Annotated in this window: 12 protein-coding genes and 1 pseudogene; 8 read left to right on the top strand and 5 right to left on the bottom strand. The window is 52.4% G+C overall.

Annotated elements, in window-relative coordinates:
* The first annotated feature begins 1 nt into the window (after window position 1).
* From sapF to pdeR, 5 genes are all read left to right on the top strand, one after another.
* Window positions 2-808 carry a putrescine export ABC transporter ATP-binding protein SapF gene (sapF, locus tag C813_RS33780; RefSeq protein ID WP_016495888.1) on the top strand — a complete coding sequence of 269 codons (807 nt, stop codon included), beginning with the start codon at window positions 2-4 and terminating at the stop codon, window positions 806-808.
* 121 nt (window positions 809-929) lie between these two features.
* Window positions 930-1,718 carry an enoyl-ACP reductase FabI gene (fabI, locus tag C813_RS33775; RefSeq protein WP_017457202.1) on the top strand — a complete coding sequence of 263 codons (789 nt, stop codon included), beginning with the start codon at window positions 930-932 and terminating at the stop codon, window positions 1,716-1,718.
* Window positions 1,719-1,895: 177 nt separating this feature from the next.
* Window positions 1,896-3,056, top strand: a complete 1,161-nt coding sequence (locus C813_RS33770) for a carboxymuconolactone decarboxylase family protein (RefSeq protein WP_017457201.1) — start codon at window positions 1,896-1,898, stop codon at window positions 3,054-3,056.
* 134 nt (window positions 3,057-3,190) lie between these two features.
* Complete coding sequence (locus C813_RS33765; RefSeq protein WP_017457200.1) at window positions 3,191-5,125, top strand: exoribonuclease II; 1,935 nt, start codon at window positions 3,191-3,193, stop codon at window positions 5,123-5,125.
* A 306-nt stretch (window positions 5,126-5,431) separates the two neighbouring features.
* Window positions 5,432-7,423, top strand: coding sequence for a cyclic di-GMP phosphodiesterase (pdeR, locus tag C813_RS33760; RefSeq protein WP_017457199.1), 1,992 nt, complete (start codon window positions 5,432-5,434; stop codon window positions 7,421-7,423).
* Here pdeR and C813_RS33755 read toward each other — a convergent pair.
* Window positions 7,420-8,286, bottom strand: coding sequence for a crotonase/enoyl-CoA hydratase family protein (locus tag C813_RS33755; RefSeq protein WP_017457198.1), 867 nt, complete (start codon window positions 8,284-8,286; stop codon window positions 7,420-7,422). The two genes, pdeR and C813_RS33755, sit on opposite strands and share 4 nt — an antisense overlap.
* Window positions 8,287-8,479: 193 nt before the next feature.
* On the opposite strand from C813_RS33755, the gene yciZ reads away from it, so the two are divergent.
* The 3 genes from yciZ (at window position 8,480) to osmB (ending at window position 9,990) form a co-directional block, all read left to right on the top strand.
* Window positions 8,480-8,662 carry a protein YciZ/DeoL gene (yciZ, locus tag C813_RS33750; protein WP_016495882.1) on the top strand — a complete coding sequence of 61 codons (183 nt, stop codon included), beginning with the start codon at window positions 8,480-8,482 and terminating at the stop codon, window positions 8,660-8,662.
* A 93-nt stretch (window positions 8,663-8,755) separates the two neighbouring features.
* Window positions 8,756-9,514 (top strand): DNA-binding transcriptional regulator YciT, encoded by a 759-nt coding sequence (gene yciT, locus C813_RS33745; protein WP_017457197.1) that lies wholly within the window; start codon window positions 8,756-8,758, stop codon window positions 9,512-9,514.
* 257 nt (window positions 9,515-9,771) lie between these two features.
* A complete protein-coding gene (osmB, locus tag C813_RS33740; RefSeq protein WP_025263597.1) occupies window positions 9,772-9,990 on the top strand; it encodes an osmotically-inducible lipoprotein OsmB in 219 nt (72 codons plus the stop codon).
* Window positions 9,991-10,101: 111 nt separating this feature from the next.
* Here the strand turns inward: osmB and yciH are convergent, their stop codons facing one another.
* The 4 genes and pseudogenes from yciH to C813_RS33725 all read right to left on the bottom strand — a co-directional run bounded on the left by yciH (window position 10,102) and on the right by C813_RS33725 (window position 12,835).
* Window positions 10,102-10,428, bottom strand: a complete 327-nt coding sequence (gene yciH / locus C813_RS47515; protein WP_017457270.1) for a stress response translation initiation inhibitor YciH — start codon at window positions 10,426-10,428, stop codon at window positions 10,102-10,104.
* A gap of 6 nt (window positions 10,429-10,434) precedes the next feature.
* Window positions 10,435-11,166, bottom strand: a pseudogene (gene pyrF, locus C813_RS33735) (orotidine-5'-phosphate decarboxylase); the annotation flags it as partial.
* 184 nt (window positions 11,167-11,350) lie between these two features.
* Window positions 11,351-12,520 (bottom strand): lipopolysaccharide assembly protein LapB, encoded by a 1,170-nt coding sequence (lapB, locus tag C813_RS33730; protein ID WP_017457196.1) that lies wholly within the window; start codon window positions 12,518-12,520, stop codon window positions 11,351-11,353.
* A 6-nt stretch (window positions 12,521-12,526) separates the two neighbouring features.
* Window positions 12,527-12,835, bottom strand: coding sequence for a LapA family protein (locus C813_RS33725; protein ID WP_017457195.1), 309 nt, complete (start codon window positions 12,833-12,835; stop codon window positions 12,527-12,529).
* Window positions 12,836-12,889: the final 54 nt, after the last annotated feature.

Here is a 12,889-nt window from a genome sequence, read left to right as displayed (position 1 = left end):
GATGGTCGAAACCTTGCTTGAAGTGCGCAATCTGAGCAAAACCTTCCGTTATCGCACCGGCTGGTTCCGCCGCCAGACCGTTGAAGCGGTTAAACCGCTGAGCTTTACTCTGCGGGAAAAACAGACGCTGGCAATTATTGGTGAGAACGGTTCTGGTAAATCAACGCTGGCAAAAATGCTGGCCGGAATGGTCGAGCCTTCTTCCGGCGAACTGGTGATTGACGATAAGCCGTTGCATTACGGCGATTACACCTTTCGTAGCCAACATATTCGCATGATTTTTCAGGATCCAACCACCTCGCTTAACCCGCGTCAGCGTTTGTCGCAAATCCTCGATTTCCCGTTACGTCTGAATACGGATCTTGAGCCGGAAGTTCGTCAGAAGCGAATTCTGGAGACGCTGCGCATGGTAGGTCTGCTGCCGGATCATGTTAGTTATTACCCCTATATGCTGGCGCCTGGGCAAAAACAGCGTCTGGGGCTGGCGCGCGCATTAATCCTGCGTCCGAAGGTGATTATTGCTGACGAAGCGCTGGCATCGCTGGATATGTCGATGCGTTCGCAGTTAATTAATCTGATGCTGGAATTACAGGAAAAACAGGGTATCTCTTATATTTATGTCACCCAGCACATCGGCATGATGAAACATATCAGCGATCAGGTTTTGGTTATGCATCAGGGTGAAGTTGTTGAGCGCGGCAGCACCGCCGATGTGCTCGCCTCGCCGCTGCATGATTTAACAAAACGTTTAATTGCCGGGCATTTTGGCGAAGCGTTAACAGCCGATGCCTGGCGAAAAGACCGCTGATTCAATAGTTTCAGTGGTCGGATTAACTCATCCGGCGACTCATGATAGAATCGCCGCGTTTTAACGACGATCGCCCCACATGATGGCGCTCGCCACAACAATGAATATAAGGATTAGAGCTATGGGTTTTCTTTCCGGTAAGCGCATTCTGGTAACTGGCGTCGCCAGCAAACTGTCCATCGCATACGGCATCGCACAGGCTATGCACCGCGAAGGCGCTGAGCTGGCATTCACCTACCAGAACGACAAGCTGAAAGGCCGCGTTGAAGAGTTTGCCGCCCAGCTGGGTTCCAGCATCGTTCTGGAATGCGATGTCGCTAAAGATGAAAGCATCGACGCCCTGTTCACCGACCTGGCAAAAACCTGGCCGAAGTTTGACGGTTTCGTTCACTCCATCGGTTTCGCACCTGGCGATCAGCTGGATGGCGACTACGTGAACGCGGTAACCCGCGAAGGCTTTAAAATCGCCCACGACATCAGCTCCTACAGCTTTGTGGCGCTGGCGAAAGCCTGCCGCGAAATGCTGAACCCGGGTTCAGCGCTGCTGACGCTCTCTTATCTGGGCGCTGAACGTGCGATCCCGAACTACAACGTAATGGGTCTGGCAAAAGCTTCTCTGGAAGCAAACGTCCGCTATATGGCGAACGCGATGGGTCCGGAAGGCGTGCGTGTTAACGGTATCTCCGCCGGTCCGATCCGTACGCTGGCCGCCTCTGGCATTAAAGATTTCCGTAAAATGCTGGCACATTGCGAAGCGGTTACCCCGATTCGCCGTACTGTGACCATCGAGGACGTGGGTAACTCCGCCGCGTTCCTGTGCTCCGATCTCTCTGCCGGTATCTCCGGTGAAGTGGTTCATGTGGACGGTGGTTTCAACATCGCTGCCATGAACGAGCTGGAAATTAAATAATCCCCATCGCCCCTTCTCCTGAAGGGGCGTTTTTCGATATGCCATTCTGATATTTATTATCACCTAACAATCTTTCATCCCTCTCCTTCATTACGCCAGGATTAAGCAGCAAAAAAGATCCGGCGACAATGATATGCCGTCGTATCCGGATCGCCACTTTCAGACCAAGGAACGACCATGGAACAACGCCGGATTGAAGGCAAAAGCCACTGGTATCATGAGACCCAGTCAAGTGCCAGCCGTGCACATGCGCTACCGTTGGTTCCCGAAGCCGCCACAGTAAACGACCCTTTTCTGCTCGACCTCGCCCTGCCGGAGAAACAAAAAGCCGACCTTGAAGGCATTGTCTCACCCGCACGTAAACTCTATACCCTGTTATTTCCGCAGCGTGTAAACACCAGCCGTTTACGCACCTTCAGCGCCTATGACCGGCTCAGCACCGCCCTTACGGCGGCGCAGGTTTTCGGCGTTCAACGGTTATGCAATCACTATGCAGCGCGGCTGGCGCCGTTATCCGGTCCGGACTCGTCACGGGAGAGCAACTACCGGCTGGCGCAAATTACCCAGCATGCACGGCTGCTTGCCGCCTCTCCCTCGGTTATCGACGCACGTGCGCGGCAACAATTAGAAGACGTGGGTCTGACTTTCTATGACCTGGTGATCATCAATCAGATCATCGGCTTTGTTGTTTTTCAGGCGCGCGTTGTCGCTATTCTGCAAGCATCGCTCGGCCAACCGGTGCGGTTTATACCCGGCATGGAAACCCAGCAAGAAGCGGACGCCGCACTTTTTAGCGATACCGCCACGGAATGGCAGCCCGGCATCGATAGTGTCGATTTACGTACTGCAAATGCGCCGCAAATGGAGTCACTTGCTCGCTGGCAACCGCTGCCGGAATTACGTCTGCTTGCCCCCTTGTTGGCCCATGAACATCTGCTGCTCAATGAACTGGGCGAAATGAGCGAACAGGTGGCAAAAATCAGCCCCAATAAACAGCAGAGCTGGCTGGTGGCGGCCTACACCGCGCGCATCAACGGCAGCACGTGTTGTTTTACCCGATGTGTGCAACGTGGCAATGACGATGGATTACTGGTGCAGGCACTGCGTGCAGGCAGCCGCGAGCTCAATCGTGTGCTGGCAGGGAAAAACAAAGAGAGCGCCCTGGTACAAGCGGTTCAGATGCTTACCTGCACACCGGACAGGTTTAGCCCCGCGCAATTTTTACAGCTTGAGGAACAAGGCTACAGCCGCCAGGCGGCAATGAGTTTGCTTGTCGCTTGTGCGCTGCACGGCTGGTTAAACCGGCTGCATATCGCCCTCGGGCAAAGCGTGTCGTGACAGGCGGGTATAGCGCTGCGTAAGTGCTCTTGCCACCGGTTGCACAGCATGATTTTGCTGAAACAGCGCTTGCCGCAACAGGAAGAATCGCGTAAAACTGTCAGCCGCTCTTTTAGCCACGAAAATACATAATTATGCTCCAGGACAACCCGCTGCTAGCGCAGCTTAAACAGCAACTTCATTCCCAAACTCCGCGTGCGGAAGGTGTTGTAAAAGGCACTGAAAAAGGCTTTGGATTTCTGGAAGTCGACGCGCAAAAAAGCTACTTCATTCCGCCACCGCAGATGAAGAAAGTGATGCACGGCGACAAGATTATTGCCGTCATCCACAGCGATAAAGACCGTGAAAGCGCGGAGCCTGAAGAGCTGGTCGAGCCGTTCTTGACCCGTTTTGTTGGCAAAGTGCAAAAGAAAGACGATCGTCTCTCTATTGTGCCTGATCATCCGTTGCTAAAAGATGCTATCCCCTGCCGCGCCGCACGTGGCGTTGAGCATGATTTCAAAGAGGGCGACTGGGCCGTTGCCGAAATGCGTCGTCATCCGCTGAAAGGCGATCGCGGTTTCTACGCTGAACTGACACAGTTTATTACCTTTGCCGAAGACCACTTTGTGCCGTGGTGGGTCACCCTGGCGCGTCACAATCTGGAAAAAGAAGCGCCAAATGGCGTGGCGACCGAGATGCTGGATGACGGTTTGCAGCGTGTAGATTTAACCACGCTGGATTTTGTCACCATCGACAGCGCCAGCACCGAAGATATGGACGATGCGCTGTATGTTGCACAGACCGCTGAAGGCGAACTGCAACTGACCGTGGCAATCGCCGATCCTACCGCCTGGATTGCCGAAGGCAGCAAGCTCGACGAGGCCGCGAAGATCCGCGCCTTCACTAACTATCTGCCGGGTTTCAATATACCGATGCTGCCGCGCGAGCTGTCTGACGATCTTTGCTCTCTGCGCGCCAACGAAGTGCGTCCTGCGCTGGTTTGCCGAATGACGCTGGATGCAGACGGCGCAATTAAAGACAATATCGAATTTTTCGCGGCGACCATCGAATCGAAAGCCAAACTGGCTTATGACGACGTCTCCGACTGGCTGGAAAATACTGGCAACTGGCAGCCAACAAATGATGCGATCGCGGGGCAGATCCGCCTGCTGCAGCGCGTTAGCCAGCTGCGCGCTCAATGGCGCCAGAACCACGCGCTGGTATTTAAAGACCGTCCGGATTACCGCTTTGTGCTGGGCGAGAAAGGCGAAGTGCTGGATATCGTCGCCGAGCCACGACGCATTGCTAACCGCATTGTTGAAGAATCAATGATTGCCGCCAATATCTGCGCTGCTCGCGTGCTTCGCGACAAGCTCGGCTTTGGTATTTATAACGTGCACCTCGGTTTCGACCCGGCGAACAGCGAACAACTGGCCGCGATGCTGAAGACGCACGGTATGCATGTTGATGCCGAAGAAGTGCTGACGCTGGAAGGGTTCTGCAAATTGCGTCGCGAGCTGGACGCTCAGCCTTCAGGGTTCCTTGATAGCCGCATTCGCCGCTTCCAGTCCTTCGCGGAAATTAGCGTTGAACCTGGCCCGCATTTTGGCCTTGGCCTGGAAGCATATGCGACCTGGACCTCGCCTATCCGTAAGTACGGCGACATGATCAACCATCGTCTGCTGAAAGCAATTATCAAAGGCGAAACGCCGAAACGTCCGCAGGACGATGCCACAGTGCAAATGTCTGAACGCCGTCGCCTGAATCGTATGGCGGAACGCGATGTCGGTGACTGGCTCTACGCCCGTTTCCTGCAAAACAAAGCCGGTACCGATACCCGTTTCGCGGCGGAAATTATCGATGTCAGCCGCGGCGGTATGCGCGTACGTCTGGTGGATAATGGTGCCGTTGCCTTTATACCGGCGCCGTTTATTCATGCGGTTCGCGACGAGCTGGTGTGCAGCCAGGAAAACGGCACCGTGCAAATTAAAGGTGAAACCGTCTTTAAAGTGACAGACGTTATTGATGTCACGATTGCGGAAGTCCGTATGGAAACCCGCAGCGTTATTGCCCGCCCGGTGCTGTAACGTTTTTTAATCATGGCGCTTTCCGGCTCTGGAAAGCGCCAAATCACTGTTGCGATATCACGCGCATTTTTTCTGAATTCTTCCCACAATCCTGCAAAAGCGACCACAATAAAACCTCAGGCAACTGTTTGTTTACTGCGGGTTTATGTTATTTATTACACATCATTTTTTCGATACCAGGCCGGCTTTTAACAAAACATTCCAAGAAGAAACAACACGTTCATGCCTGATTACCCCCTTTAAAAAGGCGGTTATCCGTCAATAAATTGTGTCCCCGTTGCGCTTTTATGTGGGTTGGGAGATTGCATGAAAGACTTTCAGGAACAGAACCTGCTGTTTCGCTACCTGGGTTCGACAAGCCCCTTTTGGCGTTTAACCGCCGACAGTAACGCTCTGCACTTTGCTCCGGACGAAAACGCCGATGTCAGCCAGGTTGTTGCGTTGAGCGACGAACAAGCTGCGCGCATCCGCGAAATGACGGTCATTACATCCAGCCTATCGATGCATCTCTCTTTATTCGGCGAGGACGTTGCCGTTCACCTTGTCGGCAGAAAAATATCCCGCAAAGCCTGGGCCGGTAGCGCATCGGCATGGCACGATACAACGTCAGTGGCGCGCGATCTGGTGCAAAGCCTCTCCTTCGCAGAGCAGGTTGTTTCCGAAGCGAATTCAGTGATAGTGATCCTCGATAAGCACGGCAATATTCAGCGATTTAATCGCCTGAGCGAAGAATACACCGGCATGAAAGAACAAGAGGTTATTGGGCAAAACGTTTTTAAACTGTTTATGAGCCGCAGCGAAGCGGTGGCCTCAAAACGCAACATCAGCGGCTTTTTTCGTGACGGTACGCCGTATGAAGTTGAACGCTGGGTTAAAACTCGTAAAGGCCAGCGCTTATTTCTGTTTCGCAATAAGTTTGTCCACAGTGGCAGCGGTAAAAATGAAATTTATCTCATTTGTTCTGGTACAGATATTACCGAAGAGCGGCGCGCGCAGGAGCGACTGCGGGTTCTCGCCAACACCGACACGGTGACCGGTTTACCCAATCGCAACGCCATTCACGAGTTAATTAGCGATGCGATAAGCGCGCGCGGAGAAACGCAGGTCGGTGTTGTCTACCTCGATCTTGATAACTTTAAAAAAGTGAATGATGCCTATGGCCATATGTTCGGCGATCAGCTCTTGCAGGCGGTCGCGCTGGCCATACTAAGTTGCCTGGACGAAGGCCAGGTGCTTGCCAGACTCGGCGGTGATGAGTTTATCGTACTGGCAACAGATACCTCACAGAGCCTGCTGGAAGCGATGGCATCGCGCATTCTGACCCGTTTACGGCAACCATTCCGTATCGGCCTTATCGAAGTTTACACCGGCTGCTCGCTGGGCATTTCACTGGCCCCACAGCACGGTAATGATCGCGAAAGCGTGATCCGTAACGCCGACACGGCGATGTATACCGCTAAAGAGAGTGGGCGCGGCAAATTTTGCGTCTTCTCCCCTGAAATGAATCAACGAGTATTTGAATATTTATGGCTCGATACCAATCTGCGTAAAGCGCTGGATAAAGAGCAACTGGTGATCCATTACCAGCCGAAGATCACCTGGCGCGGCGAAGTGCGCAGCCTTGAAGCGCTGGTACGCTGGCAATCGCCGGAGCGCGGCTTGATCCCGCCGCTGGACTTTATCTCGTATGCCGAAGAGTCTGGCCTGATTGTGCCGCTGGGGCGCTGGGTTATGCTGGATGTGGTGCGTCAAGTGGCGAAATGGCGCGACAAAGGCATATTTGTTCGCGTCGCGGTGAACGTCTCTGCGCGTCAACTGGCGGATCAGACGATTTTCAGCGATTTGAAACAAGCGCTGCTGGATCTTAAATTTGAATATTGCCCAATCGATGTGGAGCTAACCGAGAGTTGTTTGATTGAAAACGAGGAGCTGGCGCTGTCGGTTATTCAGCAGTTCAGTGCCCTGGGCGCGCAGGTGCATCTTGATGACTTCGGCACCGGCTACTCTTCCCTTTCACAACTGGCGCGCTTTCCGCTGGATGCTATCAAACTCGATCAATCTTTTGTCCGCGAAGTGCATAAGCAGCCGATATCACAATCGCTGGTGCGGGCGATAGTCGCCGTTGCCCAAGCGCTTAATTTGCAGGTGATTGCCGAAGGTGTGGAGAATGCAAAAGAAGACGCCTTTCTTACAAAGAATGGCGTCAATGAACGGCAGGGTTTTTTATTTGCCAAACCAATGCCCGCTGCCGTATTCGAGCGGTGGTTCAGGCGTTATCAGGCACGTAAATCGCGTTAGCCCGCTTTAAGCGCCACCGCAGCGTGACGATCCTGTAACAGGACTAAACGTTCCATATAGGCAATATCTTTCGGTTGCAAACAGAAAGCCGAATCCACCCAGTCTTCGGTAATATCCATCAGTTCACTGCGTGGTAACTGCAAAACGCGCTGGCGGGCGCGCAGCATTGCCCGCACGCCGTTCAACCGGGGTTGCAGGGTATCGATAAAGGTCCGTGTCGCAAGAAATCCCTGCCCGGATTCGAAAGAGACATCCACCAGCCCTTGCGCTGCATACCACTCTGCGGCATGCGACTCCCCTTTGTAGATCAACTCTTCCGCCAGTTTCATTCCCGAACGGCGCGCCACCAATGAGTAAGCGCCCATGCCAGGAAAAAGGTTAAAGGCGATTTCCGGGAAACCGAGCCGCGCATCGCGCTGCGCCAGCATGAAATGGTGCGCCAGCGCGGCTTCGAAACCGCCTCCCAGCGCGCTACCTTCGACCATCGCCAGCGAAATTGCCCCCGTGTCAAACCCTCTTGACGCGGCGTGAACACAATCCACGCAGGCACGGGCATAGGCGCGCAGTGCTTCGCGTCGGCCATTCTTGATACAATCAACGAAAAATTGTAGATCGCCCCCGGTGTTGAACATGCCGGGAACTAACGATCCCGTTACCCAAAAATCAACAGCAAATCCCGCTTGCCGGACAAGCCAGGAAATATTCATGATCTCCTCAATTAATGCATGGTTGAAGCATGGTCTTGGCCTTGCGCGCAGCATCATCCACACGGTGCGGCGCTCCTCCTCGTAATAGCCAGAAAGCTGTGTAAAGCGTTCATCGTCAGTAAACAGTTTTAAAGTGGTCTGGTTGATAATCGTCATTGCTTTATCCTCCGGTAATAAAAGCGCATTGCGCGCACTGCAAGACTAATCCACAGCCAGAGCCGGCTCTTTGTTGCGTAATGAATATATAATTGCCGCTTATAAGTTTTTGAGATTTCCTTTTTTTCCTTCTCTTTTTAAACTGTTTTCTGCATCATTGAATTCATTCGTTTTTCGACATAAAGGTGAAGGTATGGCAGACATCGACGTGAAACACCTTGCCGGCCGGATAGATACCGTTCTGGATATTCTGGTTGCGGGGGATTATCAATCCGCCATTCGTAACCTGGAAATTTTGAAGGCGGAATTATTGGATCTCGATAACAACGATAAGGCGGCCTCTTCTGGTGCGCCGAAAACGCCCTGGGAAATTTAACTACCCTTATTTTCGCCATTACGCGGCAGCCGGGAATGCGACGCGCGTGCTGGCGATTTCCGTTCTCTAAACCATTATTAGACATTTGTGGCTATGAATTCCCGACAACAACTTATTTTGCAGACGGTCATCGACAAAGGCCAAATGAGCGTTACAGACCTCGCGCGTATGACCGGGGTATCTGAAGTGACGATTCGGCAGGATCTGAATACGCTCGAAAAACAAAGCTATTTGCGCCGTACACATGGTTTTGCTGTGCCGCTGGATAGTGACGATGTTGAAACACGCATGATGAACAACTACACCGTGAAGCGTGATTTGGCTGATTTTGCGGCATCGCTGGTTAGTTCTGGTGAAACCATATTTATTGAAAATGGTAGTAGCAATGCCCTCCTCGCCCGCAAACTGGGCGAACAGCGTGATATCACCATTATTACCGTGAGCAGCTATATAGCCCATCTGCTCAAAGAGGCGTTGTGTGAAGTGATCCTGCTTGGCGGTATTTATCAGAAAAAGAGTGAAAGCATGGTCGGTCCACTGACTCGTCAGTACATTCAGCAGGTGCATTTCAGCAAAGCGTTTATCGGGATCGATGGCTGGCAACCGGAAACGGGTTTTACCGGGCGCGACATGATGCGTACTGACGTGGTCAATGCGGTGCTGGAAAAAGGCAGCGAAGCGATTGTGCTCACCGATAGCTCCAAGTTTGGCGTAGTCCATCCTTATACGCTTGGCCCGGATGAACGCTTTCAGCGGGTGATCACCGATTCAGCCCTTAAGCCGGAAGCGCATCTTCAACTGCAGCAAAAAGGCCTGATTGTCGATATCGTTAACACTGGTGGGTTTCGCTGATCCTGTTAGCCTGCAAGCGCGGGCTATCTGCCTCATATCTGAGACTATTCTGACGTTTCGATTAAGACTATTTACCTGTCTTGTTACCGGTCTGCGCGTAAAATTATTATTAGCGATATAACAGGAAGTGACTATCACTGACGTGATTGAATTACACCTGCGCAGCAAGGTTTCACGGCGAATCTTTAGGTGGGCTCACAGGCACTATACTTAAAGAGAACATTCTTCCGTGAATCGATTATTCAGGAGAAAGTATGATGATGTTAACAAGCAAAAAAATGGCCGCAGCAGTACTGGCAGTTACCCTGGCAATGTCTCTGAGCGCTTGTGGTCACTGGTCTAAACGCGATCGTAACACCGCAATCGGTGCGGGTGCGGGTGCGCTTGGCGGTGCTGTGCTGACGGACGGTAGCACGCTCGGTACGCTGGGCGGTGCAGCTGTCGGCGGTATCATCGGTCACCAGGTTGGTAAGTAATTGGTCATTTAAACGGCGACAATAATAAATAATACTTTCTTTTTCAGGTCTACGTTTCACAGTGTAAATAATAAGGCCGCGGTAATGACTGCGGCCTTTCTGTATTCAGGTTTAACCACCCGCTAATTTCACTTTCATCCCTTTTGCTTCCAGTAATGATTTCAGTAAATCACGTTTATCACCCTGGATCTCAATAACGCCATCTTTCACTGAACCACCGCAGCCGCATTTTTTCTTTAATTCTGCGGCCAGCTTAGCCAGTGCTTCATCATCTTCATCAATGCCCGTTATCAGGCACACGCCTTTGCCTTTGCGGCCGCTGGTCTGGCGCTGGATACGTACCACGCCATCACCTTTCGGACGTGTATATTGCTCTTTTGGCTCGTCAATGCGCCCGGTTTCGGTCGAGTAGACCAGACGGCTGTTGTCGTCTTTCATTATTCCCCCCCTTCCCAACGATGCATTAATCGCTTTAAGGGTTTTCGCCGGGTCGGCAGACTGCGTAACCGGGCGCCCAATCACCATATAGTCTACGCCTGCCGCAAGCGCCTGTTCCGGCGTCATGATGCGGCGCTGATCGCCAGACTCGCTGCCGACCGGACGAATTCCCGGCGTGACCAGTTTGAATGCTTTGCCTAATGCGTTTTTAAAACGGACAGCTTCCTGCGCGGAGCAAACAACACCGTCAAGGCCACATTGCTGCGTAAGACGAGCCAGGTGCTCCGCATGCTCTGCAGGCGATGCGTTGATGCCAAGATCCTGTAAATCACTCGCTTCCATGCTGGTCAGGACGGTGACTGCAATCAGTAACGGCGCATCTTTACCAAACGGAAGCAGCGCTTCTTTCGCCGCCGTCATCATCCGTGCGCCGCCAGAAGCATGCACATTCACCATCCAGACACCTAAATCTGCCGCCGCTTTCACCGCATGCGCTGTCGTGTTGGGAATGTCATGGAATTTCAAATCGAGAAAAATATCGAAACCGCGCTGTTGCAGATCGCGCACCAGTTGCGGGCCGAATAAGGTGAACATCTCTTTGCCAACTTTCAGGCGGCAATCACGCGGATCGATACGGTCAACAAACGCCATGGCCGTGTCGCGGTTATCGTAATCAAGGGCTACTACAATCGGGGAAGCAGTAACGGTGCGGGAAGTCGATAAAACAGTAGACGTCATGATCAGACCTTCTGAAATGAGGGCACCCGCTCAGGCGCGAGAAGAATAAACGGCGAGCATTCTACCCGCGAGCGCATAGAAATAACAGGTTCGATTTTTTGCTGCTAAGCGAATACCAGCGCAGATACTGCATAGTCAAAAATAATTAACAGTATGTTGTAACTAATGAAGGCATTTTTAAAAATTACTGACCATCAAGGCCACGAATCGGTTTTACGGTCGACCACGCGCGGCATGACGGGCAATGCCAGTACATGGTAAACGCGGTGAAACCGCATTTATGGCAGCGATAACGGGGCTTACTGCGCACCTGCTCGCCCACCATTTCGCGCAGCACCATCAGACTCTCTTTGGCGCGCCCCTCTTCGGCTTCGTTGAGGTGGTAATCCATTAGCTTATGGAAAACGCGCATGGTGGGATGCCGCTGCAGTTGTCGCGTAACATAGATCTGCGCCGCGTCAGGCCCATCGCGGCGCTCCATAATGTCTGCCAGCATCAATTCGGCAGTCGCACCGGTGTTTTCTTCCACGCAGCGCTGTAAAAATGCCGCCCACTCATCATTTTTACCCAATTGCTGATAGCAGGTTTGCAGCATTTCCAGCGTTTCGCTGACAAGTTCTTTGTCCTGGTCGATAACACGTAACAGACTGTCCACCGCTTTTGCATAATCGCCATCGGCCATGAACACACGGCCCATCATGATAGAGACGCGCGGGCTGTCACGATCGGCGGCAGCGCCTTTTTTCAGCAACGCCATCGCCCGATCCATCTCTTCATTTCCCATCTGCTGCAGGGCCAGTTCACAGTAGAAATGCGCGATTTCGCCCCGCTGCTTATCTTTGCCGAGTTTCACCAGCCGCTCGGCGACATCAATAGCTTTTTGCCACTCGCTGGTCGCCTGATAAATTTGCAACAATTGCTGAAGCGCACCGATTCGAAAATCGGTTTCATCCACCAATTGGTTAAACATATCTTCCGCGCGATCGTACATTCCTGCGGCCATGTAATCGCGCCCAAGTTGCTGGACTGCCAGCAGGCGCTGATCATAGGAAAGTGAGGCGCTTTCCATTAACGTTTGATGGATACGAATCGCGCGGTCAACCTCGCCGCGAGAGCGGAAAAGGTTGCCAAGAGTGAGGTGCGCTTCAACGGTACCGGTATCCTCTTTCAACATATCGAGGAACAGATCAACCGCTTTATCTTGCTGATTACTCAGTAAAAGGTTAACCCCGGCGACGTATTCACGTGACAGCCGGTTAGCCTCATCCTGTTTTGTCTGTTGAGCATTTCTGCGCCCCATATACCAGCCGTAGGCAGCCGCGACAGGTAACAACAGAAACAACAACTCCAGCATAAAATATTATTCCTTCACTGCCGTTGAGCCGGTTGCAACCGTAACATTTGTGGCAGGAGTAAGCTGGTGCTCAAGACGTTTGATTTTACGTTCGGCGCGCGCCAGAGAAACGCGAACGCGTAGCCAGAAAAGGCCGCAAATCAGCCAGCCGATAATAAAACCAGCAGCAAACAGCACGGCCAGCAGCGTGGAGATCCGGTATTCACCCTGTGCGAGCAAATAGTTGAACGTGACTTGCTGATCGTTTTGCGCGCCAAGAGTGATCGACACAACAAAAATCGCTAACACCAGTAAGAAAATGAGTAAATATTTCACATTACGTCCCGTTATGTGCTGCCGAGCGATGAATTTATATGCAACGACTGCATT

It is taken from the genome of Kosakonia sacchari SP1, assembly GCF_000300455.3.
GTDB classification, from domain to species: domain Bacteria; phylum Pseudomonadota; class Gammaproteobacteria; order Enterobacterales; family Enterobacteriaceae; genus Kosakonia; species Kosakonia sacchari.
Note: the sequence above shows the minus strand (reverse complement) of the source record. Positions and strands in the feature narration are given on the sequence as shown.

Excerpts from the sequence above, each read along its gene's own strand:
- lapB (WP_017457196.1), bottom strand. The coding sequence starts at position 12,520 with ATGCTGGAGTTGTTGTTTCTGTTGTTACCTGTCGCGGCTGCCTACGGC.
- sapF (WP_016495888.1), top strand. The coding sequence starts at position 2 with ATGGTCGAAACCTTGCTTGAAGTGCGCAATCTGAGCAAAACCTTCCGT.
- C813_RS33765 (WP_017457200.1), top strand. The coding sequence starts at position 3,191 with ATGCTCCAGGACAACCCGCTGCTAGCGCAGCTTAAACAGCAACTTCAT.
- yciH (WP_017457270.1), bottom strand. The coding sequence starts at position 10,428 with ATGAAAGACGACAACAGCCGTCTGGTCTACTCGACCGAAACCGGGCGC.
- pdeR (WP_017457199.1), top strand. The coding sequence starts at position 5,432 with ATGAAAGACTTTCAGGAACAGAACCTGCTGTTTCGCTACCTGGGTTCG.
- C813_RS33770 (WP_017457201.1), top strand. The coding sequence starts at position 1,896 with ATGGAACAACGCCGGATTGAAGGCAAAAGCCACTGGTATCATGAGACC.
- yciZ (WP_016495882.1), top strand. The coding sequence starts at position 8,480 with ATGGCAGACATCGACGTGAAACACCTTGCCGGCCGGATAGATACCGTT.
- fabI (WP_017457202.1), top strand. The coding sequence starts at position 930 with ATGGGTTTTCTTTCCGGTAAGCGCATTCTGGTAACTGGCGTCGCCAGC.
- yciT (WP_017457197.1), top strand. The coding sequence starts at position 8,756 with ATGAATTCCCGACAACAACTTATTTTGCAGACGGTCATCGACAAAGGC.
- osmB (WP_025263597.1), top strand. The coding sequence starts at position 9,772 with ATGATGTTAACAAGCAAAAAAATGGCCGCAGCAGTACTGGCAGTTACC.
- C813_RS33755 (WP_017457198.1), bottom strand. The coding sequence starts at position 8,286 with ATGACGATTATCAACCAGACCACTTTAAAACTGTTTACTGACGATGAA.